Annotated in this window: 23 protein-coding genes; 13 read left to right on the top strand and 10 right to left on the bottom strand. The window is 71.6% G+C overall.

Features of this window, described 5'->3' with window-relative positions; genetic code table 11:
- The first annotated feature begins 27 nt into the window (after window positions 1-27).
- Entirely contained in the window at window positions 28-825 is a 798-nt protein-coding gene (locus tag AB0J97_RS39320; RefSeq protein WP_364098726.1) for a PaaX family transcriptional regulator C-terminal domain-containing protein, read from the top strand.
- 11 nt (window positions 826-836) lie between these two features.
- Complete coding sequence (locus tag AB0J97_RS39315; protein ID WP_364098796.1) at window positions 837-1,598, top strand: enoyl-CoA hydratase-related protein; 762 nt, start codon at window positions 837-839, stop codon at window positions 1,596-1,598.
- 68 nt (window positions 1,599-1,666) lie between these two features.
- Here the strand turns inward: AB0J97_RS39315 and AB0J97_RS39310 are convergent, their stop codons facing one another.
- The 6 genes from AB0J97_RS39310 to AB0J97_RS39285 all read right to left on the bottom strand — a co-directional run bounded on the left by AB0J97_RS39310 (window position 1,667) and on the right by AB0J97_RS39285 (window position 6,410).
- Entirely contained in the window at window positions 1,667-2,212 is a 546-nt protein-coding gene (locus tag AB0J97_RS39310) for a DNA-3-methyladenine glycosylase I (RefSeq protein WP_357704264.1), read from the bottom strand.
- Entirely contained in the window at window positions 2,209-2,829 is a 621-nt protein-coding gene (locus AB0J97_RS39305; RefSeq protein WP_364098723.1) for a hypothetical protein, read from the bottom strand. Before AB0J97_RS39305 ends, AB0J97_RS39310 begins: the two co-directional genes overlap by 4 nt.
- A 72-nt stretch (window positions 2,830-2,901) precedes the next feature.
- Window positions 2,902-3,486, bottom strand: coding sequence for a TIGR00730 family Rossman fold protein (locus tag AB0J97_RS39300; protein ID WP_364098720.1), 585 nt, complete (start codon window positions 3,484-3,486; stop codon window positions 2,902-2,904).
- An 11-nt stretch (window positions 3,487-3,497) separates the two neighbouring features.
- The gene (locus tag AB0J97_RS39295; protein WP_364098717.1) at window positions 3,498-4,298 is read right to left on the bottom strand and encodes a TIGR00730 family Rossman fold protein; all 801 of its coding nucleotides are present in this window, start codon (window positions 4,296-4,298) and stop codon (window positions 3,498-3,500) included.
- A gap of 238 nt (window positions 4,299-4,536) precedes the next feature.
- Window positions 4,537-5,592 carry a succinyl-diaminopimelate desuccinylase gene (gene dapE / locus AB0J97_RS39290; protein WP_364098714.1) on the bottom strand — a complete coding sequence of 352 codons (1,056 nt, stop codon included), beginning with the start codon at window positions 5,590-5,592 and terminating at the stop codon, window positions 4,537-4,539.
- The gene (locus AB0J97_RS39285) at window positions 5,592-6,410 is read right to left on the bottom strand and encodes a 2,3,4,5-tetrahydropyridine-2,6-dicarboxylate N-succinyltransferase (RefSeq protein WP_357704255.1); all 819 of its coding nucleotides are present in this window, start codon (window positions 6,408-6,410) and stop codon (window positions 5,592-5,594) included. The genes dapE and AB0J97_RS39285 overlap by 1 nt, the downstream gene beginning before the upstream one ends.
- On the opposite strand from AB0J97_RS39285, the gene AB0J97_RS39280 reads away from it, so the two are divergent.
- Window positions 6,409-7,266, top strand: coding sequence for a hypothetical protein (locus AB0J97_RS39280; RefSeq protein WP_364098711.1), 858 nt, complete (start codon window positions 6,409-6,411; stop codon window positions 7,264-7,266). The genes AB0J97_RS39285 and AB0J97_RS39280 overlap by 2 nt on opposite strands.
- Before the next feature lie 18 nt (window positions 7,267-7,284).
- Here the strand turns inward: AB0J97_RS39280 and AB0J97_RS39275 are convergent, their stop codons facing one another.
- The 3 genes from AB0J97_RS39275 to fdxA form a co-directional block, all read right to left on the bottom strand.
- The gene (locus tag AB0J97_RS39275; protein WP_357704251.1) at window positions 7,285-7,956 is read right to left on the bottom strand and encodes a DUF4178 domain-containing protein; all 672 of its coding nucleotides are present in this window, start codon (window positions 7,954-7,956) and stop codon (window positions 7,285-7,287) included.
- A 76-nt stretch (window positions 7,957-8,032) separates the two neighbouring features.
- Window positions 8,033-9,103: a succinyldiaminopimelate transaminase gene (gene dapC, locus AB0J97_RS39270; protein ID WP_357704249.1), complete on the bottom strand. Its 1,071-nt coding sequence runs from the start codon at window positions 9,101-9,103 to the stop codon at window positions 8,033-8,035.
- 94 nt (window positions 9,104-9,197) lie between these two features.
- Complete coding sequence (gene fdxA / locus AB0J97_RS39265) at window positions 9,198-9,524, bottom strand: ferredoxin (protein WP_106240826.1); 327 nt, start codon at window positions 9,522-9,524, stop codon at window positions 9,198-9,200.
- A 106-nt stretch (window positions 9,525-9,630) separates the two neighbouring features.
- Here fdxA and AB0J97_RS39260 point away from each other — a divergent pair, with 106 nt between their 5' ends.
- The 9 genes from AB0J97_RS39260 to AB0J97_RS39220 all read left to right on the top strand — a co-directional run bounded on the left by AB0J97_RS39260 (window position 9,631) and on the right by AB0J97_RS39220 (window position 22,925).
- On the top strand, window positions 9,631-9,861 hold the full coding sequence (locus AB0J97_RS39260) for a hypothetical protein (RefSeq protein WP_364098706.1): 231 nt from the start codon (window positions 9,631-9,633) through the stop codon (window positions 9,859-9,861).
- 17 nt (window positions 9,862-9,878) lie between these two features.
- Window positions 9,879-10,952: an extracellular solute-binding protein gene (locus AB0J97_RS39255; RefSeq protein WP_357704245.1), complete on the top strand. Its 1,074-nt coding sequence runs from the start codon at window positions 9,879-9,881 to the stop codon at window positions 10,950-10,952.
- 101 nt (window positions 10,953-11,053) lie between these two features.
- Entirely contained in the window at window positions 11,054-11,830 is a 777-nt protein-coding gene (locus tag AB0J97_RS39250) for a methyltransferase domain-containing protein (protein ID WP_357704243.1), read from the top strand.
- 226 nt (window positions 11,831-12,056) lie between these two features.
- On the top strand, window positions 12,057-14,195 hold the full coding sequence (locus tag AB0J97_RS39245) for a hypothetical protein (RefSeq protein ID WP_364098702.1): 2,139 nt from the start codon (window positions 12,057-12,059) through the stop codon (window positions 14,193-14,195).
- A 6-nt stretch (window positions 14,196-14,201) separates the two neighbouring features.
- On the top strand, window positions 14,202-16,022 hold the full coding sequence (locus AB0J97_RS39240) for a UvrD-helicase domain-containing protein (RefSeq protein WP_364098699.1): 1,821 nt from the start codon (window positions 14,202-14,204) through the stop codon (window positions 16,020-16,022).
- Window positions 16,023-16,070: 48 nt separating this feature from the next.
- On the top strand, window positions 16,071-17,915 hold the full coding sequence (locus tag AB0J97_RS39235; RefSeq protein ID WP_364098696.1) for a sigma factor-like helix-turn-helix DNA-binding protein: 1,845 nt from the start codon (window positions 16,071-16,073) through the stop codon (window positions 17,913-17,915).
- Between the two features lie 16 nt (window positions 17,916-17,931).
- Entirely contained in the window at window positions 17,932-19,218 is a 1,287-nt protein-coding gene (locus AB0J97_RS39230; RefSeq protein WP_364098693.1) for a cysteine--tRNA ligase, read from the top strand.
- Window positions 19,219-19,337: 119 nt separating this feature from the next.
- On the top strand, window positions 19,338-21,824 hold the full coding sequence (locus tag AB0J97_RS39225) for a penicillin acylase family protein (protein ID WP_364098690.1): 2,487 nt from the start codon (window positions 19,338-19,340) through the stop codon (window positions 21,822-21,824).
- Window positions 21,825-22,073: 249 nt separating this feature from the next.
- Window positions 22,074-22,925, top strand: a complete 852-nt coding sequence (locus AB0J97_RS39220) for a hypothetical protein (RefSeq protein WP_364098687.1) — start codon at window positions 22,074-22,076, stop codon at window positions 22,923-22,925.
- 15 nt (window positions 22,926-22,940) lie between these two features.
- On the opposite strand, the gene AB0J97_RS39215 is transcribed toward AB0J97_RS39220, so the two are convergent.
- Window positions 22,941-23,366, bottom strand: a complete 426-nt coding sequence (locus AB0J97_RS39215; RefSeq protein ID WP_364098684.1) for a hypothetical protein — start codon at window positions 23,364-23,366, stop codon at window positions 22,941-22,943.
- A 75-nt stretch (window positions 23,367-23,441) separates the two neighbouring features.
- Between AB0J97_RS39215 and AB0J97_RS39210 the strand changes: the two genes are divergently transcribed.
- Window positions 23,442-24,413, top strand: a complete 972-nt coding sequence (locus AB0J97_RS39210) for a hypothetical protein (RefSeq protein ID WP_364098682.1) — start codon at window positions 23,442-23,444, stop codon at window positions 24,411-24,413.
- Window positions 24,414-24,640 lie beyond the last annotated feature (227 nt).

The raw sequence follows: 24,640 nt of genomic DNA, 5'->3' as shown, positions 1-24,640 counted from the left end.
TCCCAGAATGCGTTGTCGAGGCTGGCGATGGCGTCCAAACTGGACTTCGTGCACGCTCGCGCCGCTCTCTTCGACCTGTACGGAGACCACCTGCGCTCGCGCGGCGGACAGGCGACCGTGGCCGCGCTCGTACGGCTCATGAAGCCCCTGGAAATAGCGGCTCCGGCCGTCCGGACGGCGGTCTCGCGGATGGTCCGGCAGGGCTGGCTGCGGCCTCTGCGGCTGCCTCAGGGAGCCGGGTACGGCCTCACCCCGAAGTGTGTCAGGCGCCTGGACGAGGCAGCGCTGAGAATTTACCGATCAGGGACACTCGTCTGGCACGGCCGCTGGCACGTGATCGTCTTGGAGCCGGTCAGGGAGCGCCAGCGCCGCGAGCGGATCAGGGCCGACCTCACCTTCCTCGGCTACGCCTGCCTGTCGGAGACGACGTGGATCGGGCCGCGCTCCTCCATCGAGCTGGACAACCTGCTGGAGGGCGAGGGCGTGCGGGCCGACCGGTTCGACGCGGCGCTGGAGGGCGACCCGCGCGAGCTGGTGGCGCGGGCCTGGGATCTGCGGGCCATCGGCGAGGCGTACGAGCACTGGCATGCCGAAGCTGTCACGCTGATCAGCGCGCTGCCCGGGGACGCCCCTCCCGACCGGGTGTTCGCCACCAGGAGCAGACTCGTGCACGGTTGGCGTAACTTCCTGTTCCAGGACCCCGGGCTGCCGGCCGAGCTGTTGCCTCCGGGCTGGCCGGGCGAGAAGGCCCGCACGTTCTTCGAGCAGGAGGCCACCAGGCTGCTGCCCGCAGCCGCCGCGTTCGTCGACAGGGAGCTCATGTGATCCGTTACGACATGGCCGACGCCGTCGCCACCGTCACCCTCGACCGGCCGGAGTCGATGAACTCGCTCACGGCCGAGACCAAGGCCGCGCTGCTGGAGGCGGTGGGCAGGGCGGCGGCCGACCCCGAGGTCAGGGCGGTGCTGCTCACCGGCTCGGGCCGGGCCTTCTGCGCCGGCCAGGACCTGCGCGAGCACGCCGACAACCTGGCCGCCGGCCGCGGCCTGGCCGACACCGTGCGCGAGCACTACAACCCGATCGTCGAGCTGATCGCGACCATGCCCAAACCGGTCGTGGCGGCGGTCAACGGCGTCGCGGCAGGCGCGGGCGCGGCCCTGGCCTTCGCCTGCGACCTGCGGATCGCCTCCGACAAGGCCAAGTTCGCGCTGGCGTTCGCGGGCATCGGGCTGGCCCCCGACTCCGGCGCGTCCTGGACGTTGCAGCGCCTGGTCGGCCGGGGCCGCGCGGCCGAGCTGCTGCTGCTCGGCGAGCCGATCGACGCGGCCACCGCGCTCGGCCTGGGCCTGGTCACCCGCGTGGTCCCCGCCGACGACCTGCCGAAGACCGCCCACGAGCTGGCCGTACGCCTGGCCGCCGGGCCGACCGCGGCCTACGCCGCCACCAAGCGCGCGCTGGCCCACTCCGCCACGCACGCGCTGGCCGACTCCCTGGCGCTGGAGGCCGATCTCCAGGACGCGTGCGTGGCCACCCAGGACCACCAGGACGCCACCCGCGCCTTCCTGGCCAAGGAGCGGCCGGTGTTCAGGGGCCGCTGAGACTCCCTGAGAGGCGCGCGGGCAGGCGGCCCGGTCAGCCGGGGCGTCATGGGACGGTCTGGTGCTGCTCAGCGGGCCAGGCAGCCCTCGATGTGGTCGTTGACCAACCCGATCGCCTGCATCAGCGCGTACGCGGTGGTCGGGCCGACGAACTTGAACCCGTGCCTGCGCAGTTCCTTGGCCAGGGCCTTGGAGCCAGGGGTGATCGCGGGCACGTCGGCCATCGTCCGGGGCACCGGCGAGTCGGGGTCGGCGAAGCGCCACACCAGCTCCGACAGGCCCTCGGGCAGGTCGAGCGCGGCCCTGGCGTTGCCGATCACGGCCTCGATCTTGGCCCGGTTGCGGACGATGCCGGGGTCGCCGAGCAGCCGTTCGACGTCGTGCTCGGTGTAGGCGGCCACCTTCACGGTGGAGAAGCCGTCGAAGGCGGCGCGGAAGTTCTCCCGTTTGCGCAGGATCGTCAGCCACGACAGGCCCGACTGGAACGCCTCCAGCGCCACACGCTCGAAGACCTCGTCGTCGCCCTTGACCGGGCGGCCCCACTCCTCGTCGTGGTAGGTGATGTACAGCGGGTCGGCCATGCCCGGCCAGGTGCAGCGGATGAGCTCGGTCACGGGCGCTCGTCCTTGTCTTCGTCCTTGCTCAGCGTGGCGGGCACGGACTTGTCGTCGTCCTGCTCGGACTCGTCCTTCTCGGACTCGTCCTTCTCGGGCTCGTCGTGCTCGGGCTCGTCCTTCTTCTCCGGGACGCGCCACTCCGGCTCCTCGGACGGGTCGCGCAGCTCCGGCTCGCCCTCCCACTCCACCGACGCGCCGCTCGACGTGACCGGGTCGCCGGACTCCGGCAGCTCCCTGGGCATGGTCGGCGCCTCCGGCTCGTGGTCGGTGCGCAGCCCGGCCCCCGGCGCGGCGTAGATCTCCTGGCGCGCGTGCAGCCGACTGGACAGCAGCTCCGACACCCGCTGCTCCAGCACGGCGATCCTGGTGTCGCGGGCGCTGATGGCCTGGGCGGCCCGGCGCAGGGTCTCGTCGACGCTCTGCGTGTGGTAGCCGACCAGGTTGACCGGCAGTTGGAGCGCCATGAAGTCGACCGCCGTGAGCTGTCCGGCCTCGGGCAGGTCGAGCGGCGGGACGTCCGGCGGGAACTCGGTCAGCTCCCCGCCTCTGCCGAGGGAGACCAGGACCACGCAGGCCAGGATGGCGATCGCGGCGATGGCGAGTATGACCAGCACATTGGCATCGTACTCATATGGTGGAGCGCGTTCAGCGATCTACCACAAGTGTGGGTAATCGGGGCACGCTGGTCAGCCGGTGGCCTCCCCCAGCTCGGCGATGCTCGGACGGACCGGCTGGGGACGCGCTTCGAGGTGCGCGAACGCCTCCTCGACCGTGGTGGTCCAGGAGATCGCGTCGAAGACGTCGGCCCGGGTGAAGCCCTCGGCGTGCATGCCGGAGACGAGCTGCCGCAGCGGCTCGTACAGGCCCCAGGGGTCGAGGATGACCAGGGGACGGTCGTGGATGCCGAGCACCCGCGCCGTCCAGATCTCGAACAGCTCCTCCAGGGTGCCGATGCCGCCGGGCAGCACGAGGAAGGCGTCGGAGCGGGCGTCCATGACGCCCTTGCGCTCGCGCATCCCGGCGGTGACGATCAGCTCGTCGGAGTCGGTGTCGGCCACCTCGACGTCCACCAGCACCTGCGGGATCACGCCGACCGTGACCCCGCCTGCGGCACGGGCGGCGGAGGTGACCGCGCCCATGCACGAGACCGTGGCGCCGCCGCTCACCAGCGTGTGGCCACGCCTGGCGAGCTCGGCGCCCACCTCCGCGGCCAGGTCGACGTACTTCCTGTCGATGCGGAGGCTGGAGGCGCAGAAGACGCAGATGTTCACGGGCCGACAGCCTATTGCGGCTCCGCGGTCTGGGCGGCGGCGGCCTCCAGCTCCTCCTCCCGGTGGCGGGAGCGGGCCCGGTCGGAGTCGGCGATGATCCGCACGGCCTCGTCGGGGTCGTCGGTGACGGAGATCAGGTCGAGGTCCTGGGCGGCGATCTTGCCGGTGCCGAGCAGGGTGCTCTTGATCCAGTCGAGCAGGCCGCCCCAGAACTCCGAGCCCATCAGCACGACCGGGAACGAGGTGACCTTGTGGGTCTGGACCAGCGTCAGCGCCTCGAAGAGCTCGTCGAGCGTGCCGAAGCCGCCGGGCAGGGCGATGAAGCCGCGCGAGTACTTGACGAACATCGTCTTGCGCACGAAGAAGTAGCGGAACTCGATGCCGAGGTCGACGTAGTCGTTCATGCTCTGCTCGAACGGCAGCTCGATGCCGAGCCCGACCGAGACCGCGCCCTCGACCTCGGAGGCGCCCCGGTTGGCCGCCTCCATGACGCCCGGCCCGCCGCCCGTGATCACCGCGTAGCCGGACTCGGCCAGCGCCCGGCCGAGCCGCCGGCCCATCTGGTATTCGGGGGTGCCCTCGGGGGTGCGGGCCGAGCCGAAGACCGTGATCGCCGCGGGCAGCTCGGCGAGCTGGCCGAACCCCTCCACGAACTCGGCCTGGATGCGCAGCACCCGCCACGGGTCCATGTGCACCCAGTCGGACGGGCCCTGCCGGTCGAGCAGCCGCTGGTCGTGGGTGGAGCTGGGGACGAGACTCCCGCGCACGACCGCCTGCCCCTGACGGCGTTCGGCTCGTTGCTTGTGTTCCATGCTGGTCACGCTAGTCCTCTCCGTACCGGCCCGCGGCGTCGTTCTCGCCTCCGGCCGCGCCCCCCGAAGAGCGCACTTCGAGGATGAACGCCCAGGTCGAAGGCCAGATGAAGGCGCCGAAAAAAACTTGGGAAAAGCAGGGAACCGAATTTCGACCCCCCTGCGTCTAACTGCCGAGGGTGCTGCTCGGGACTGAAAGTGGCTTTCCCCGCCAAATGGCCGGCGAGGAAAGCCACTTTCATTTGGTCAGCCAGTTCAGCAGGGCCCGCTCGCTCTCGACGATCTTCGGCAGCGACACGTACTCGCCCTGCTGGTGCGCCAGGTTGGGGTCGCCGGGACCGTAGTTCACGGCCGGGACGCCGAGCGCGGAGAAGCGGGAGACGTCCGTCCAGCCCAGTTTGGCGCGCGGCGTGCCGCCGACGGCGGCGGTGAAGGCGGCGGCCACGGGATGCGTCAGGCCCGGCCTGGCCCCGGGCGCCGCGTCGAGGAAGCTGACCCGGTAGCCCTCGAACACCTCGCGCACGTGCTGCTCGGCCTGCTCGATCGTCAGGTCGGGGGCGAAGCGGTAGTTGACCGTGACCACGCACTCGTCGGGGATGACGTTGCCCGCCACGCCGCCGCGCACCGCGACCGCGTTGAGCCCCTCGTGGTATTCCAGCCCGTCGACCGTCGGCAGCCGCGCCTCGTAGGCGTTGAGCCTGGCCAGCACCGGCTCGATGCCGTGGACGGCGTTGACGCCGAACCACGACCGCGCGCTGTGGGCGCGCTTGCCGGTGACGGTGACGTCGGCGCGCAGGGTGCCCTGGCAGCCGCCCTCGATCATGCCGTCGGTCGGCTCCATCAGCACCGCGAAGTCGGCCGCCAGCCACTCGGGGTGATCCCTGGCGACCCTGGTCAGGCCGTTGCGCTCGGCCTCGATCTCCTCGCAGTCGTAGAAGACGTACGTCACGTCGCGGTTGGGGGCCGGGACGGTGGCCGCCAGCCGCAGCGCGACCGCCACGCCCGCCTTCATGTCGGAGGTGCCGCAGCCGTAGAGCAGGTCGCCCTCCACCCGGCTGGGCAGGTTGGCCGCGACCGGGACCGTGTCGAGGTGGCCCGCGATCAGCACCCGCTCGGCCCGGCCCAGGTTCGTGCGGGCGACGACGGACTCGCCGGAGCGGTCGACCGTCAGGTGCGGCAGCGCGGTGAGCGCCTGCTCGACCGCGTCGGCCAGGGCTTTCTCGCCGCCGCTCACCGACTCGATGTCCACGATCGCGGCGGTCAGCGCGCGTACGTCCTGTGTCAGGTCCAGCATCAGGTGTTCACTCCATGTTCGCGCAGCACCTCGTTGAGTGCCGCCTTGTCGTGCCGCTGCTCGGGCTCCAGACGCTTGATCACCAGCACGCACGGCAGCCCGAACGTGCCGCCGGGGAACTCCTTCTGCCGGGTGCCGCCGACCGCCACGCACCAGTCGGGCACCCTGCCCCGGGCCAGCTCCTCGCCCGTCTGCACGTCGATCACGGGGATCGTGCCGGACAGGATCGTGCCCGCGCCGATCACCGCGCCGCGGCCCACCCGCGCGCCTTCGACGATCATCGAGCGGCTGCCGATGAACGCGTCGTCCTCCACGACGACCGGCACCGCGCCGGGCGGCTCCAGGACGCCGCCGATGCCCACTCCGCCCGACAGGTGCACGTTCTTGCCGATCTGGGCGCATGAGCCCACCGTGGCCCACGTGTCGACCATGGTCCCCGAGTCCACGTACGCGCCGATGTTCGTGAACGACGGCATCAGCACCACCCCCGGCGCCAGGTACGAGCCCCAGCGCGCGATGGCTCCCGGCACCACCCGCACACCCTCGAAGGACGTCTTGAGCGGCACCCTGTCGTGGTGCTGGAAGTCGCCCACCTGGGAACGTGCCATGCCCAGCAGCCGGAAGCTGAGCAGGATGGCGCGCTTGGCCCGCTCGTCGACCACCACCTCGCCGCCCACCAGGCGCGCGACCCTCGCCTCGCCCTTGTCCAGCAGGTCGACGGCGCCGACCACCTCGATGCGCGCCTCCACGTCGGCCGGGGACAGCTCCGCGCGTCGTTCCCACAGCTCGTCCACCACCGGGGACATCACGTGACTCATGGCCACGGAGCTTATCCGGCCAGGTAGGTTCTTCAGGGTGCGCCTGCGCTTCTCCCGTGGAGTCCTGACCATAGCGATCATCGTCGTGATCCTCGCCGTCGGCGTCTCCGTGGGGCTCTACCTCCTGCTCAGGCGGGCCACGCCGCTGGTCCTCCCGGAGGCGTACTGCATGGTGCGCACCCCCGAGGGCGTTCTGACCCTCGATCCGGAGCAGGCGCAGGTCTCGGCCACCATCGCCGCCGTCGCGGCCCGCCGCCGCCTGCCCGAGCGGGCCGTCGTGATCGCGTACGGCACCGCGCTGCAGGAGTCGAAGCTGCGCAACCTCAACTGGGGCGACCGCGACTCGGTGGGCGTGTTCCAGCAGCGCGAGTCGCAGGGCTGGGGGCGCAAGAAGCAGCTCATGGACCCCGTCTACGCCAGCAACAAGTTCTTCGCCGCGCTGGTCAAGGTCAAGAACTACCGCAAGCTGCCGCTGGCCGAGGCGGCCCAGGAGGTGCAGCGCTCGGCGGGCGGCTACGCGTACGCGCAGCACGAGCAGGACGCCAAGCTCCTGGCCGCCGCCTTCACCGGCCGGGTGCCCAAGGCCGTCCACTGCTGGTACCCGCCGGCCAAGAAGACGCCCGCGCCGCAGGCCAGGACGGCCGAGGCGCGCAAGCAGCTCGCCAGGGCGCTCGGCGACACGGCGATCACGACGAAGAAGCGGGGCTGGCTGGTGGCGTCCTGGTCGGTGGCCTACGCGGAGAAGTACCAGTTGCGGCGCGTCGGCTACAGCGGCGCGACCTGGGTCAACGACGTCGACGCGGACGGCTGGAAGCAGGGCGGCAAGGCCGGCGACGGGGAGGTCGAGCTGTCGTGACCTCCCGTCACGGGGACGTCAGGTGGCGCGGGTGACGATGGTGATCGAGCCCGGCGGCAGGGGCTGGGCGTAGCTGGCGCTCCAGGGGTGGCCCTGGATGCGCTCGAAGGAGAGCAGGCGGCCGTCGGAGGCGTGGTAGTCGGCGAAGTCGAGCAGGCCGCGTTCGGGGTTGCCGGTCTCGCCCTCGCCCCTGAAGGCCGCGGTGCCGCGCTGCACCGGGAAGAACTCGACGCCCTCCATGATCAGCATGCTCTTCGCCGGGACCATGCCCTGCGTGGGCACCTCGGTCCAGAGCAGCACCTCAAGGTGGGACGCCTCGCCCGCGGTCTTGCCCTCGCGCACCTCGACCGAGAGCCACAGGCGGCGGCGGGCGACGTCGCGCAGCAGGTACTCGATCCACTGGTGGCCCTGCCAGGAGACGTACATCGCGCCGAGCACGCGGTAGGGGGTGCCGTGCACCTCGATCCGGTCGGCGACCTGAATGGTGCGAGGGTCGGCGTAGTCGGTGCCGGCATGCCCGGGGGCCTCGACCGGCGCCGGCAGCGGGGTCTCGACCGGGGCGACCTCGACCGGCGGCGGCGCGCTCGCCCGGCCCCTCCTGTCCTGCCGCATGGTGGCCAGGAACGCCCCCAGCAGCAACAGGACGGTGGCGATGCTCAGCCCGAGTACGACCATGGAGGTCATGCTCATCGAATAGCTCGCTCCACTCGCGGTCTGTCTCGGCAGACGCCTTTTTCAATTTGTCCGTGCGCTACGACGGGCGATCCTACTGGAGGCGGCGCACGGCCGCACTGATGCGTTCGTCGGTCGCGGTGACCGCGACGCGGATGTGCCGTTCACCAGCCGATCCGTAGAAGTCTCCCGGCGCGACCAAAATCCCGATTTCGGAAAGCTTACTCACTTGATCCCAGGCGTTCTGCCCATTCGACGCCCATAGGTACAGACCGGCGGTCGAATGGTCGATCGTCCACCCCGCCCGCTCCAGCGCGGGACGCAACGCGGCGCGCCGGGCCGCGTACAGCTCGCGCTGGCGTTCGGCGTGCGCGTCGTCGCCGAGCGCGACCGTCATCGCGTCCTGGACGGGCTTCGGCATGAGCATGCCGGCGTGCTTGCGGGTCTCCAGCAGCCGCTTGACCAGGACGGGGTCGCCCGTCACGAACCCCGCCCGGTAGCCGGCCAGGTTGGAGCGCTTGGAGAGCGAGTGGACGGCGAGCAGCCCCTCGTGGGAGCCCCCGCAGACGTCGGGATGGAGGATGGAGACCGGCCGCTCTTCCCAGCCGAGCTCGATGTAGCACTCGTCGGAGGCCACGACCGTGCCGCGCTCGCGCGCCCAGGAGACCACCTTGCGCAGGTGCTCGGCGGGCAGCACGCGCCCGGTCGGGTTGCCCGGGGAGTTGATCCACAGCAGGTCGACGTGTTCGGGGCCGACCGACAGGGTGCTGTCGGAGGCGGTGGCGGTCGCGCCGGCGAGCCGGGCGCCCACGTCGTAGGTGGGGTAGGCCAGCTCGGGGAAGACCACCCGCCGGGCGCCCAGATAGGTGGGCAGCCAGGCGACGAACTCCTTGGAGCCGATCAGCGGGAGCACGTCCTGCTGGTCGACGGTGACGCCGTGGCGGCGACGCAGCCAGCCCGCGGCGGCCTCGCGCAGGGCCGGCGTGCCGTGGGTCAGCGGGTAGCCGGGGCTGTTCGCCGACTCGCGCAGAGCCTGCTGGACGGCCTCGGGCACCGGGTCGACGGGCGTGCCGACCGAGAGGTCGACGATGCCGTCGGAGTGCGCGAGGGCGCGTTCCTTGTACGGTTCGAGCCGGTCCCAGGGGAAGTCGGGCAGCTTGTTCACGGTTCTCCAGGGTCGCTCGTGGCCGTACACGCCTGTCGCGCACGCGGGCGCACGGGGCCCGCCCGATGTGGACGGCCCCGGCGCACGCGACTCGCTAGTGGTCCTCGCCCTGCGGCGGCAGCGCGGCCACCACCGGGTGGTCCTTCTCGATCTTGCCGACCTTCGAGGCGCCTCCGGGCGAGCCGAGGTCCTCGAAGAAGTCCACGTTCGCCTTGTAGAAGTCCTTCCACTGCTCGGGAAGGTCGTCCTCGTAGAAGATGGCCTCGACGGGGCACACAGGCTCGCACGCGCCGCAGTCCACGCACTCGTCGGGGTGGATGTAAAGCATGCGCTCGCCCTCGTAGATGCAATCGACGGGGCACTCCTCGATGCACGCCTTGTCCAGGACGTCCACGCAAGGCTGCGCGATGACGTAGGTCACCTCGAGCTCCTTTTTCTCCGCACCATGGCACCGACTCTGACCGCGGTTTGCTACGCCCTAGTATTGCCGTGCTTGCCAGCTGGCCGAAACGGAGGGTGGCAAACTCATGGCCGCACGCCTCGTCGTCGCGATCACAACTCAGGACATAGGCGCACGGATCACCACGCGCAGACGGGTTCCCGGAGGCTTCCGGGACGCTGTGGGCGTACTCGAATCGTGGACCGGCGGCGTGTTGCGCGTTCGCAAGCGGGACGGCACTTTGGTGGACATCGACGAGGAATCGCTGGTCGCGGCCAAGGTCGTTCCGGTCGCGCCTCCTCGACCTCAGGCGAAGTAACGGTAAGTATTCATTGTGTGACCGTTCGTATCTGCGCCGCCGTAGCAGCCATTCTCGCCAGCGCCGGATGCGGCGCGTCAACGTCCCAGTCCACGTCCGCGGGGGCCAAGGACCTGCCGCCGCTCAACGTCCGGGCCGTCTCGCTGAAGCAGGGCTTCGGCACGATGGAACGCCTGGCCGAGGCCGCCAAGCACGAGGGCCAGCTCACCGTGATCGCCCTGCCGCACGACTGGGTGAACTACGGCGAGATCCTCGACACCTTCTCCGACAAGTACGGCATCAAGGTCAACGAGCTGGAACCGGGCGCGAGCAGCAAGCGTGAGCTCGACGCCGCCGCCCAGCTCAAGCCGGACGTGTTCGATCTCACCCTGGACATGGCCGTCTACGGGGCCGACCAGTTCGCCCCGTACAAGGTGACGGGCTGGCAGGACCTGCCCGACCACGTCAAGGACCCCAAGGGCGCCTGGTACGGCGCCTACGGCAGCTACATGTCCATCGGCTACGACCCGCGCGAGGTCAAGGCCCCGGCCTCCTTCGCCGACCTGCTCAAGCCCGGCTACCGCGTCGCGCTCGACGGCGACCCGCTGCGTTCGGCGGCGGCGTTCGGCGGCGTGATGGCCGCGTCCATGAAGGCCGGGTCCGCGCCGGACGCCCGGCAGGGGGTGGACCTGTTCGCCAAGCTCAAGCAGGCCGGGCAGCTCGTCGAACCGGCCAAGGCGAACGTGATCATCGACTGGGACCACCTCAACGCGACCCGCAGCGCCGACCACGCCGACTCCTGGGAGGTGACGATCCCGCGGGACGCGCCGTTCGGCGGGTACCACGTCCAGGCGATCAGCAAGACCGCTCCGCATCCGGCCGCCGCGCGGCTGTGGCAGGAGTTCCTGTTCTCCGACGAGGGCCAGAACCTGCTCCAGAAGGGCTACGCCCGTCCGGCGCGCGGCGAGGCCATGCTCATGAAGGGCAAGCTCGACGCCGAGCAGGCCGCCCGGCTGCCCAAGGCCGCCGGGCCTCCCGTGCTCATGACGATCCCGCAGACGGACGCGGCAAAGGCGTACCTCAAGCGGGAATGGAGCAAGAGCGTGGGATGAGTCCGTTGTGACTTGATATGTCGTAGAGGCGATCAGGCTCTAAAGTGAACGGACAGCACGGCCACGGGGGCCCGATGTCTGACGAATGTGAGCTGATCGTCTTGCGATACGACGCACCGAGCTTGGAGCGGTGGAACAGTCGCGCCTACGACAGCAGCTTCGGGTACGTCTCCACCCAGGGCGCGCCGCTGGTCGACCTGCTCGACCCGCAGCCCGGGGAGCGCGTGCTCGACCTCGGGTGCGGCACCGGGGTGCTGACCGCGCAGATCGCCTTCAGGGGCGCGGACGTCCTGGGCATCGACGGTTCCGCCGCGATGATCGAGAAGGCGCTGGCCCAGTACCCGGGGATCGACTTCATCATCGGCGACGGCCACGACTTCACCGTGGTCGACCCGTACGACGCCGTCTTCTCCAACGCGGCGCTCCACTGGATGAGCCGCGACCCCGCCACCGTGATCGCCAACGTCCGCGAGGCGCTGAAGCCGGGCGGCCGGTTCGTCGCGGAGATGGGCGGCGCGGGCAACTGCGCGGAGCTGACCGCCGCGATGCTGACCGCCTGGCGCGAGTACGGCCTACGCGAGCCCGATTTGCCCTGGTATTTCCCCACGCCCGCCGAGTACGCGCGACGGCTGGAGCAGGAGGGCTTCGTGGTCCGGCTGCTGGAGTACTTCGACCGGCCGACCCCGCTCGACGAGTGCCCCGGCGGGGCCGCCGACTGGGTGCGCATGTTCGCCTCGTCCGTGCTCGAAGGGCTGCCGCCGGAGATCGTGGAGCCCCTGCTGGGGCGGGTCAACGAGCTGGCCGCGCCCGCGCTGCGCAGGGAGACGGGCTGGATGGCCGACTACGTGCGTCTACGCTTTGCCGCTGTTCGGCGCTGATGCGTAGTGCATGATGCGTAGGGCTGTTTTGCCGGACTATGGTCTGTTCCGTGGGCGGCGAGATGTTGGCTGCGCCGCTCCGGCGGCGTGAGGGGCTGGTGAACGGAACGGGATGAACTTCTGCCTGAGCGACCTCGTTCCACCTTTGAGGTGGAGCGACGCGTCGACGATCACGCTACTGACCGGGCAACCGGATCTGCCGGACGCGTGGTGGCGAAGCCTGCCCATGCCGCTGGTGCTCACGGCCATCGGCCCGGAGTCGCTGGGCGAGCTGCTGACGGAGATCGCGCTGGAGCACTGGCCGGCCGCCGCCGTCGGTGACGTCCTGCCGGCTCTGCACGTCCTGGACCCGGACGAGGCCGACGAACCCGCCGTCGCCATCGCGCTCGACCGCGCCGGGTCGTGGGTGGGGCTGCTCTCGCTGACCGGGCGGGAGCTGGTGGACCAGCCGTTCATCCAGGCTCGGCCGGTGCTCAACACGCTGTTCGGGGCGGTGCTCGTACGGCTCGCGCATCCGTACGCGGGTGGGCGACAGGTGGAGGCGCACGTACCGGCGGGGCTGGTGGCTCCGGCCTCCGCGGAGGCGGACCTTCCCCGGACGCCCGCGCCGCACGGCGCCGAGCACCCCGCCCCGGAGCCTGCGATTGCCGAGGCCGCGCTTCATGAGGGCCCGTTCGGCGAGGACGCGCCCGAGGAGGGCGTGGCTGCCGCGGGCCTGGCTGACGAGGGGGCCGCTGACGAGGGTGCGGGGCGCGACGGTGAGCCGGTGCTCGACGCCGACTCCGAGCCGGTCGTCGAGGAGGGGCTTCGGCCCGAACCAGAGCCCGTGCTCGACGCCGCCGATGAGCCCGCGCCCGAGGCCGCCGCCGAGGAGGCGTCCGCGCTGGAGGCGGCGCTGGAGGCCGAGGGCGTCGGTGGCGAGCCGGAGTCCGCGCCTGAGCCGGTGGAGGCGACCGCGCCGGACGATCACGACGAACGGCCCGAGCCCGCCGACCACCCTGAGGTCCTTGAGGCTTCGGTGGGAGAGGAGCCGGCCCAGGCCGCGGCGCCCGCCGACCACCTGGAGGTCCCTGAGGCTTCGGTGGAGGAGGGGCCCGCCGAGGCCGCGGAGCCCGAGGTCCCCGCCGACCACCCGGAGGTCCCTGAAGCCCTGGTGGAGGAGGAGCCGGCCCAGGCCGCAGCGCCCGCCGACCACCTGGAGGTCCCTGAAGCCCTGGTGGAAGAGGAGCCCGCCGAGGTCGCGGAGCCTGAGGCTCACGGCGAGGACGCCGTGGCGGACTCCCAGGGTGAGGCCGATGGGTCGGATGGGCAGGAGCTGCCTGAGCTGATCGAGGCCGCGTTCGCCGGGCTCGACGACAAGAGCTGGGCCGTGGCGCAGAACCGGGTCTTCACCGACGAGCCCTCGGCGGTCGACCAGCTCGCCAAGCTGTTCGCCGTCCCCCCGGCCGACATCTCCGCCACCGAGCAGGAACTGCGCGTCCGCCTCGACCACTGGCTGGCCAGCGAGGAGGCCGCGCCGTACCGGGCTCACCTGGACGAGCTGCGCAGGACGCTGGGCCCGGCCGCCCCCAAGGAGCAGCTGATCGGCGCGGCCGACTGGCACGCCAGGGAGATCCGCGCGCTGGAGGTCCCGGCCTGGCAGTTCGTGCTGGCGACGCTGCCCGCGCAGACCGCCCAGCCCCGCCCGCCGGCGGAGTTCCAGCAGCCGCACTCGGCGTTCGGCTCGATGCAGCCGCCACCTCCCCTGCCGCCGCCTCCGCCCCCGCCCGGCCCGCCGCAGTTCCAGGCGTTCACGCCGGCCCCGCCGCCGCCCGTGGAGGCCAACGGCGGGGAGCAGAACAAGCCGTACCAGCCGCTCAAGGACGTCTCCCAGACCAGGCGCTGCTTCCGCCAGCCGGACGGACGCTGGTGGCTGCGGATCGACGTGACCGCCGAGCAGCTCGCCGGCGGCGAGTGTGCCCTCCCGACGGGCTTCGCGGCCTACCTGGGCCTGTCCCCCGGCGAGAGCAGGGCGGTCAGGAGCGCGGCAGGCGAGCTGACCATGACCTGGCACGGCAGGCCGGTGCTGGAGTCCATCGAGCGCCTGCTCGTGGACGTCGGCGCCAAGGAGGGCGGGCACCTGTTCCTCACGCTGTCGGACGAGGGCGTGCTGCGGGCCCGTCACCTGCCGGTCGCCGCCCAGAACGCCGAGAACATCACCAAGGCGCTGCGCCTGGTCGGCTACACGGCGCCGGGCGGCACCCGGGACCAGGCGGCCAGGGTGATCGCGACGAGGATCGGCCTGACCGGCCCCGTCGGGCTGCCGGACCTGCTCACCAGGCTCCGCGAACGCGGCGACCGCGACCTGCTCGCCCTCTTGGACTGACCGCCCGTGCCGCGGCTCGCGATCGGCCCTGACTTCCCAGGGGAGCTCGGCGCACTGGCTCAGCCGGTGCGCAGGGACGCCGTGGTCGCGCTGCGCCGTTTCCTGCTGAACGTGTCCGGAGCCCCGCATCCCGAGCGGGTGCGGGGCTGCCGGGACGCGAAGGTCGCGACGCTGCGCCTGGCCGACGGGCATCGCGGCGTGGTGGTCCGGCAGCGTGACGTCTACTGGCTGCTGTCCGTACGTCCCGACCCCGAGGCCTGGTCGTACGCCCAGCGGCACCGGTACGGCGTCAACCCGGTGATCGGCGTCGTCGAGGAGTGGGACGCCGAGACCCTGGAACGGGTCGAGCCCGCCTTACGCAGGTCGGCCCGCCCGTCGCGGCTGTTCGAGCAGATATGCGACGGCGACCTGCTCGCGCTCGGCATCGACGTGCACGCGCTGCCCCTGGTCAGGCTGATCTCCACCGAGGCCGACGTGGCCGCGCTCGAACCGCTGCTGCCGCCCACGCAGCACGCGCCGCTGGCCGTGCTGGCCCGGGGCGGCACGCTGTCGGAGGCGTGGCGGGAGCTGGACAACTGGCGCGCCCGGGACGAGGAGCCCGGCGCGATCGACCCCGACGACCTGCACGCGGCGCTGCTGCGCAGCCCGGACCGCGCGGTGTTCGCGGGCGACAAGGTGGAGCTCGACCGGGTGCTCGGGGCACCGGACTGGTGCACGTTCCTGCATCCGACGCAGCACCGGCTGGCCAGGACCGGACGGTACGAGCAGCCGGTGCTGGTCGTGGGCGGCGCGGGCACCGGCAAGACGATCATCGCCCTGCACCGGGCGGCCTATCTGGCGGCGCGCGGCAGCGGGCCGGTGCTGCTGGTGACGTTCTCGCAGGGGCTGGCCGAGGAGCTGTCCGGCCGGCTGGACGTGCTGATCGACGACGAGAGCGTGCGCAAGCGCGTCGAGGTGGACAACGCCGAGCGCCTGGCCATGCGGATCGTCACCGACGCGGAGGGACGCCGTCCTCCCCTGGTCGGCCCGGGGGCCCGGTCGCTGGCCCAGCTCACCGACGAGGCGATCAGGCTGCTGTCGATCACGACCGGCGACCTGCTGGACGACGTGGAACCGGGGCGCAAGCCGTACCGGCACATCGTGGTGGACGAGGCGCAGGACATCAGCCCGGCGCAGTGGCGGCTGCTGCGGGCGGCGGCGCCGCACGCGCACGACGACCTCTTCGTGGTGGGCGACCCGCACCAGCGGGTGACCGACACGCGGGTGGCGCTCGGCGCGGTGGGCATCCCGGCCGTCCAGCACGACCTGCGCATCTCCTACCGGCTGCCGCAGGAGATCCTGTCCTACGTGGTCCGGCTGCGCGGCGGCGGCCCGGCGAACGGCCTGGTCAAGGGCGTGGCCGAGCTGTACGGCTACCGCGCCACGCACAACGGCCGGCGGCCGGTGATCCGGTCCTACGACACGCCCGAGTCCGAACTGGCCGGGCTGCGCACCACGGTCGGCGGCTGGCTGGCGGACGGCGTGCCGGAGGGCGAGATCGCCGTCGGCGCGCGCACCCCCACGCTGGCCCGCGCCGCCCGCGAGGCCCTGGACGGGCTGGACGTGCGCGTGGCGACCTTCCAGCATCTCAAGGGGCTGGAGTTCGACCGGGTGGCACTCGTCGGCGTGGCGGAGGGCGTGGTGCCCGGGTCGCTGCCCGAGGAGCCCGCCGCGCGGGCCCGAGCGCTGCAACGCGAGCGGAGCATACTGTTCGTCGCCTGCACACGGGCCCGAACGATGCTCTATATCTCGCATTCCGGAAGGGGGAGCCCATTTCTGTCCCCCTGATCACATAGTCTGAACTGCGGATATCTTCCCTTTGCCGGTTGGACCTCAATGAACCTCAGCCTGAGCGACCTCGCGCCACCCCTGCGCTGGACCTCCCCTGGTCAGATCGCGCCGATCGTGGAGGAGCCCCAGCTGCCCGAGGCCTGGTGGCAGGCGATCCCCCTCGACCGCGCGTGCGCGATCGTCGGGACGCAGACCGTGGCGGGTCACCTGGCCGATCTGGCCGTGGCCTGCTGGGGGCACCTGCTGCTCGGCGACATCCTGCCGCTGCTGCGTTTCAGCGACCCCGCCGAGGCCGAGCGCACGCCGGAGTCGCTGGGCAAGGACGTGGTGCAGAAGCTGTTCAGCGGTGTGTTCGAGCGGCTGCTCGAACCCGCGCCCGCCGCCGTGCCCGCCCCGTCCGGGCCCGACAAGCCCCTGCCCGAGCTGATCGACGCGGTGTTCGCGGCCCTCGACGAGCGGCAGCGCGCCATCGCCCGCGACCGGCTCTACGCGGCGCAGCGCGCCACGCTCGACGAGCTGGCGCAGCGCTTCTCGGTCACGCGCGAGCGGATCAGGCAGATCGAGCGTGACCTGCGCGACCACGTGGAGGCGTGGCTGGGCTCGCCGGAGGCGGCGGCGCTGGTGGCGCACGTGGCGTGGCTGAGGGGCAGGCTGGGGTCCGCGGTCCCGGCCGACGACCTCGCGGCCGCCGTCCCGTGGCACCGCGGCGACCTGCGCACGCTGGGCATCCCCGCGTGGCGGTTCGTCCGTACGCTGCTGACCGGCTACGAGCAGGCCGACGGATGGCTGGTCTCCGGCGGGGCCGACGAACTGCGGGAGAAGACGCGGCAGCTCTTCGCCGACGGGCCGCGTCCGCTCGGCGAGGCGGTGTCCATGGTGGCCCAGCTCGGCGTCCGTGAAGACGTCGCCGAGCGGTGGATCCTGGCCGTGCCGCAGCTTCGCGTGCTGGGCCGGCACGTGGTGCCCTGGCCGCGCAGCATCAACGAGAAGGCCGAGGCGGTGCTGGCGGTGGCGGGCACGCCGCTGGCGCCCGAGGAGATCCAGGAACGCATCGGCGAGGACTACAGCCTGGTCGGCATCCGCAACCAGCTCACCGCCGACGAGCGCTTCCGCCGGGTGGACCGGAACAAGTACGGGCTGACCAGGTGGGGCGGCGACGAGTACCTGGGCATCAGGGAGATGATCGCCAGGGAGATCGAGCGGGCCGGCGGCGAGGCCTCGGTGAGCACGATCGTGACGAACCTGACCTCCCGCTACGACGTGAGCGAGAGCTCGGTGCGCGCCTACTCGGGCGGCCCGGGGTTCGAGCGCACGCAGCGGGGCTGGATCAGGGTGGCCGGCACGTCGCCCACCGGGGAGTCGGAGCCGTACCAGCCGCGCAAGGACGTCTCCGAGACGCGGCGCAGCTTCCGCTCCCGCGACGGCCGCTGGTGGCACCGCGTGGACGTCAACGCCGAGCACCTGCGCGGTTCGGGCTCGCCCCTGCCGACGGGGTTCGCCGCCTACCTGGGCATGGCTCCCGGCGGTTCGCTGACCGCCTCGACGCCGTCGGGCGACGTGGTGATCAGCTGGCACAACCAGCCGACCATGGGGTCGATCCGCAACGTGCTGGCCGACTTCAAGGCGAGCGAGGGCGACCACGTGTTCCTGACCGTCTCCGACGGCGGCGAGCTGCTGACCCGCTACCTGCCCGCGGCCGCCGTGGCGATGCCGCCGCTGAACCGGGCGCTCTACCTCATCGGCTACACCGCTCCGGTGCACTCGGAGATGGAGGGCCTGCGGCTGATCGGGGCCCGCATCGGCATGCCCGACACGGCCACCCGCGAGGAGGTGCTGGCCAGGCTCCGCGAGCGCGGGGACAGGGACATCCTCGGCTTCCTCGGCGGGTGAGGGCTAGGCTCGGGTGATGTTGCGGATCCACGACACCCGGGCCAGGCAGGTCGAGGAGCTCGCGGGCGGGCGGGCGGTGCGCATGTACACGTGCGGGCCGGCGCCCGGCCGCCGCGCCCATCTGGGCGACCTGCGCACGTACGTGCTGTCCGACCTGGTCAGGAGGGTGCTGGAGCGGCGGCGTACGCGGGTCGTGGCGTGCCGCAACGTCACCGACCTCTGGCCGCTCGCCGGGGAAGGTCCTGGGCCCGACCTGGTCCGCCGCCACGAGGACGACTTCAGGAGCGACACCGCCGCGCTCAACCTCCGGCCGCCGGAGCACAGCCCGCGTTCCAGCGAGACCGTCGACGCGATGATCGAGCTGATCGTCAGGCTCGTCGAGCGGGGGCACGCGTACGCGGCGCCGGACGGCTCGGTGAACTTCGACGTACGGACGTTCCCGACGTACGGGGAGATCTCCGGCAAGCGTCTGGACGACGTCAAGCCCGGCGAGCCGTCCGGCTGGGCCCTGTGGCTACCCGCAGACGACGACCAGGGCCGGGACGCACCCTGGGGGCGTGGCCTGCCCGGCCCGCACGTGGAGTGCTCGGCCATGTCGCTGCGCCACCTCGGCGAACGGATCGACCTCCACCTCGGCGACGCCGGCCTGCGCTTCCCGCACCACGAGGACGTACGCGCCCAGTCGGACGCGGCGACCGGCCACGAGGTGGTGCGCCATTGGGTGCACGGCGGGAGCCTGCTGTTCGACGGGCGCGAGCCGGCCGGGTCCACGGGGAACGTGGTGCTGCTGCCGGACGTGGTGGCGGCCGGGCTCGACCCGCTGGCGGCGCGCCTGGCGTTCCTGGAGCACCACTACCGGCAGCGGCTCGACCTCACCTGGGACGTCCTGCGGGCCGCCGACCGCACGGTCCGGCGGTGGCGGGCGCGGGTGGCCGAGTGGTCGGAGTCGCCCAGCGCGCCCATGGCCTCCTCGTACGCCGAGCGCGTCGAGTCCGCCTTCGACGACGACCTGGACACCCCGGCGGCGCTGCGGATCCTGCGGGAGCTGGAGCGGGACGAGTCGGTGGCGCCCGGGTCGAAGTTCGAGACGTTCCTGCACCTGGACCAGGTGCTGGCGCTCGACCTGTCCACGGAGATCGGCAAGCCCCGGGGGCTGCCCGCCGGGGCCGGTGAGCTGCTGGAGCGGCGCGACCGCGCGCTGGAGGCGAACGACTGGGCGGCGGCCGACCTGCTGCGGGACGAGCTGGCCGAGCTGGGGGTCCGCGTCACCGACACGCCCGAGGGGCAGAGCTGGGCCCTCTGATCGGGAGCAACTCCGCCCAAGGCGCTCCGACCACCTGAAACGGCCGGAGCAGTGAGCCGGTACTGCCAGACTTGTTCCAGTTCGGCAAGATGGAGGTATCGGTGAGACCCTTTGCGTGGATGCCGTGGCCTTTGCGGTGGTTCGCCCGGGTGTTGACCGTGCTTCTCGCGCTGGCGATCGTGCTGGCCGGGGTCCTGGTGTACACCGTACGGAAATCATTCCCACAGCTGGACGGGACGCTGCGGTTGCCCGGCCTAACCGGCAAAGTAGAGATTTATCGCGATAAATCGGGGATTCCGCACATCTACGCCGACACTTCGGCGGACCTGTTCATGGCGCAGGGTTTCGTCCACGCCCAGGACCGGTTCTTCGAGATGGACTTCCGCCGCCACACCACCGCCGGACGCCTCTCCGAGCTGTTCGGCAAGGCCACGCTCGGCAACGACAAGGCGCTGCGGACCATGGGCTGGCGCCGGGTGGCCGAGCAGGAGCTGCCCGGCCTCGACCGGCAGACCCAGGACTTCCTGGCCGCGTACGCCAAGGGCGTGAACGCCTGGCTGGACGCCAACCCCAACGCCTCCGACCGCAGCCTCGAATACTCGGTGCTCAAGCTGCAGAACGGCGACTACCGGCCGGAGAAGTGGACCGCGGTCGACTCCGTCGCCTGGCTCAAGGCCATGGCCTGGGACCTGCGTTCCAACATGGAGGACGAGATCGACCGCGCCCTGGCGCTGACCAAGCTGCCCAAGGAGCGCGTCGACCAGCTCTACCCCGGCTACCCGTACGACCGGCACGCCCCGATCGTCGGCGAGGGCGCGCTCTCCCAGGGCCGCTACGACCAGCGGGCCGAGCCGCAGACCGGCGGCGTGCGCGCGCTCTCCCAGGCCGCCGCGACGCTGGACGCCGTGCCGAGCACGATGAGCAGCGAGGAGCGCGAGGGCATCGGGTCCAACTCCTGGGTGGTCTCCGGCCGGCACACCACCGGCGGCAAGCCGCTGCTGGCCAACGACCCGCACCTGTCGCCGCAGATGCCGTCCGTCTGGTACCAGGCCGGGCTGCACTGCAGGACGCTGTCCGCGAAGTGCCCGTACGACGTCACCGGGTTCACCTTCTCCGGCGTGCCCGGCGTGATCATCGGGCACAACGACAAGATCTCGTGGGGGTTCACGAACCTCGGTCCCGACGTGGCCGACCTCTTCCTGGAGAAGGTGGACGGCGACACGTACCTGTACAAGGGCGAGCAGGTCAAGCTGGAGACCAGGCAGGAGCAGATCAAGGTGGCGGGCGGCGACCCCGTCACGATCACCGTGAAGAGCACCCGGCACGGTCCGCTGATCAACGAGGTGATGGAGGACGCCCGGCCCAGCGGCGAGGCGAACGCCGTGGCGCTCCAATGGACCGCGCTCACCCCTGGCAGGACCGTGGACGCGATCTTCGCGCTCAACAAGGCGGGCGACTGGCCCGAGTTCCGGTCGGCGGCGGCGCTGTTCGAGGTGCCGTCCCAGAACCTGATCTACGCCGACACCAGCGGCAAGATCGGCTACCAGGCGCCCGGGCGCATCCCCGTACGGGAGAAGGGCGACGGCACCTGGCCGGTGCCCGGCTGGACGGGCGAGTACGACTGGAAGGCCGAGCCCATCCCCTACGACCAGCTCCCCACGCTGGAGGACCCGGCCGACGGGTTCATCGTCACGGCCAACAACGCCGTCATCGACCCCCGCCGCTACAAGCCGCTGCTGACCAAGGACTGGTCCTACGGCTACCGCTCCCAGCGCATCCGCGAGCTCGTCGAGAACGCGATCGCGAAGGGCAAGATCGACGCCGGGACGATGTCGGACATCCAGCAGGACACCTCCAACGAGTTCGCCGAGACGCTGGTGCCCGCGCTGCTGCAGGTGGACCTGGCCGGGTCCGCCCGCCAGGCCCGCGAGCTGCTCCGGAACTGGGACCACTCCCAGGGGCTCGACTCCGCGCCCGCCGCCTACTACAACGCGGTGTGGCGGCACCTGCTCATGCTCACGTTCGACGACGACCTTCCCGAGCAGGTGTGGCCCGCCGGCGGCGACCGCTGGTACGACGTCGTCGCCAACCTCCTCACCGCCCCCGAGGACCCCTTCTGGGACGACGTGACCACCAAGAACCTCACCGAGACCCGCGACGACATGCTGCGGCAGGCGATGGCCTCGGCGTACCAGGAGCTGTCCGAGCTGTTCGGCACGGACGTCAAGTCCTGGAAGTGGGGCGATCTGCACCAGCTCGAACTGGTCAACGGCACGCTCGGCACCTCGGGCCTCGCGCCGGTGGAGGCGCTGTTCAACCGCGGCCCGTTCGCCGTCCCGGGCAACAAGGACGCGGTGAACGCGACCGGGTGGAACGTGCAGAAGGGGTACGGGGTCACCGCGGTGCCGTCGATGCGCATGGTCGTGGACCTGTCGGACCTGGACAAGTCCCGCTGGATCAACCTGACGGGCGCCTCGGGACACGCCTTCCACGACAACTACTGGGACCAGGCCGAATCCTGGGCCCGAGGCGACCTCCTCCCGATGTACTCCAAGCCCGAGTCCGTCAAGAACGCCGCCACCCACACCCTCACCCTCACCCCCTGACCCACCGCGCCGGCCCCCGCCCCGGGGCCGGCACCCATTTCCCGCCCGAGTTCCGCGAGCCGCGCCTCCCGACCGCGAGTTCCGGGCGGCGGGACCGAAACCCTGGGCCGCGCCTGAGTGTCGGCACCCCGCTCGTGCGTCCGGGGGCGCGAGTTCCGGTCGGCGCGTCCGATGTACGACCGTGGTTGTAGTCGAAGGCCAGACCGTGGTCCGACGCGCAGGCGAACCCGCCGCTGTCAGCATGGCCGCATGACTCGCCTCCGGTACTCCGATCGCCTCTGGTACTCCGTCGGGGTCTTCCTCCTGCTCGTGGGCCTGGCACACCTGGGCGTGCTCGTCGTGGCGGGCGGTCCGTGGGAGGGGGCCGTGTCGTGGCGCAAGCCGTTCACGTTCGGGGTGTCGTTCGGGTTGAGCGTGCTGACCCTGACCTGGGTGTCCCAGTGGTTACGGCTGCGCGCCCGTCCCCTCGTCCTCGGGGCGTTCGCGGTGGCCTCCACGGTCGAGGTGGCCCTGATCACCCTTCAGGCGTGGCGCGGGGTGCCGTCCCACTTCAACATGGAGACCCCCCTCGACACGGCCATCGCCCGCACGCTGGCCGCGTTCGGCGTCACGCTCATCGTCATCGCGATCACCATGACGATCGCCGCCTTCCGCCCGGCTCCGGAGGTCGCCCCGAGCACCCGGCTGGCCGTGCGGGCCGGTTTCGCCACGCTGCTGGCGTCCATGGTGTTCGGCGGAATCATGATCGCCCGTGGCGTGGTCGAGGTGGTGACGGGCAACCAGCAGCTCGCCTACACGGTGGCCACCGCGCTCAAACCGGCCCACGCCGTGCTCATGCACGGGGTGCTCCTCCTGCCGGCCCTGTCCTGGCTGCTGTCCCGCACGCTCCCGTCCGAGGGCGCGCGGCTGAGGGCCGTACGCCTGGCCACCTGGGCGTACGTCGCAGTGGCCGCGCTGGTGTCCGGCCTGGCCGTGGCCGGGGTCGCGGTCGTGGGGCCGTCCACGGCGTCGGTGTCGTCCGCCGGCGCGATCTCGGGTCTCGCCATCGTCGCGATCGCCCTGGGCCGGCTCAGACCCGGCCTCCCCCAGGAGAAACTTTGAGGACGCGGGATTGGGTCAGCCGTTATGCCGTCGCGCCCTCCGCCACCACACGGGGGCACGCGGGTATCCACCGTCGTCGAGGTCGGCCAGCCGCTCGAACACGTTGTACGACGCCTGATGCCCGCACACGACCACCGACATCAGCATGGCCAGCATGTAGAGCGGGAGCATCGGCAGCCCGACGCAGCAGGCCCACTGGGTGGCGTGCCGTCCTTCGTGCCGGATGAGCCGGTCGTCCAGCCAGTTGTGCCTGGTCAGGACGACGTTCCCCACCGTGAACGCGCCCGCGACGGGGAAGCGGTAGCGGTAGCCGAAGGCGAGGATGAGCCCGTCGGGGCCGGGTTGGCGGGCCGCGCCGCCGACGATCGAGATCAGTAGGCCGAGCGGGGTGGCGAGGTTCAGATAGTTCACCACCCGCCGGAACCGATAGCGCCTGTTCATGCGTCTCAGTCTTGACCAATCTTGACAAGTCGGAATAATGATCTGCGTCCTGAAATCTCCCACAAGAGCAGGATTATGAGATTTTCCATCCTGGGCGCGCTGCTCGGCACCGTTGCACTGGCCGGAGCCGGCGGAGTCGCGATCACCCAGACATCAGCCACCGATCCCCTACGATCCACCGATTCTCCCTCCGGCGCGCAGGTGGCGTTACCCGTCGCCGCGACCCCGACGGCAACACCGACGGCGACACCCACGGCGACGCCCACGGTCGGGGATTACACCGCCACGACGAAGGTGGTCAAGAAGAAGGGCGTCTCGTACTTGAATGTATCCGTCAAGTACGAGGGTGCGGCCCGCTTCACCGTGAAGCAGAAGGTGTGCAGGAGCAAGTCCTGCAAGAGCGCCACCGCCCAGGTCCCCGTCACCACCGGGGCCGGGGCGACCACGAAGAAGCTGGGCAAGGGCACGTACAAGGCGAGGGGCAAGCCGGCCGTCAAGGTCCAGCCGCTGCCCTGGCCGACCCGCACCGTGACGGTCTCGCCGACCGCCACGGCCGCGCCGAGCGCGACGGCGACCGTGACGTCCACGGTGACCGAGCAGGCGACGGTGACCGCCACGGTCACCCAGCCCGGTCCCACCGTGACCGTGCCCGGCCCGACGGTGACCGTGCCGGGGCCGACCGAGACGGTGACGTTCACCTGTCAGCCTGCCCCGCCGACGGACACCCTCCCGCCCCCCGAACCGCCGACCGCCACGCCGTCGACCTCGGTCTCGGAGACCCCGGAGATGCCGGAGGCGCAGGCCCAGGCCGCCCCACCGGCGACCGACACCCCGACCCCGACCCCCACCCCGACGCCGGACGTCCCGACCGACAACCCGACAAACGTGCCGACCGACGTACCGACGGACGTCCCCACGGGCGCACCGACGGACTTCCCGACGTGCGCGCCGCCGACGGACCTCCCCTCCGAGACCCCGACCGCGACCTCGTCGGACACCGGCTCTCCCACCGACACCCCCACGCCGCCGGAGACCCCCACCCAGTAACCGACCGACACCACGCTTCACCCCGGGCCAGGCACAAACGCCTGGCCCGGCCCCATGTCCACCCCCGGACCGTGACCAGGAAGCCCGTCCGTGCGCCAGCCCGTCGCCCCGGCAGGTCCCGCCCACGGTGGCGGACCGGTGATGACCTGCCGGGCACGGGCCACCGACGGTGACGGCGACCTCGGTGTCAGGCGGGTGCCGGTGGCGTCCGGGCCGGTGCAGTTACG

Origin of the sequence: Nonomuraea sp. NPDC049607, from assembly GCF_040675375.1 — a bacterium.
Taxonomy (GTDB): domain Bacteria; phylum Actinomycetota; class Actinomycetes; order Streptosporangiales; family Streptosporangiaceae; genus Nonomuraea.
The sequence above is the reverse complement of the archived record's forward strand: the minus strand, read 5'-3'. Positions and strand labels throughout refer to the sequence as shown.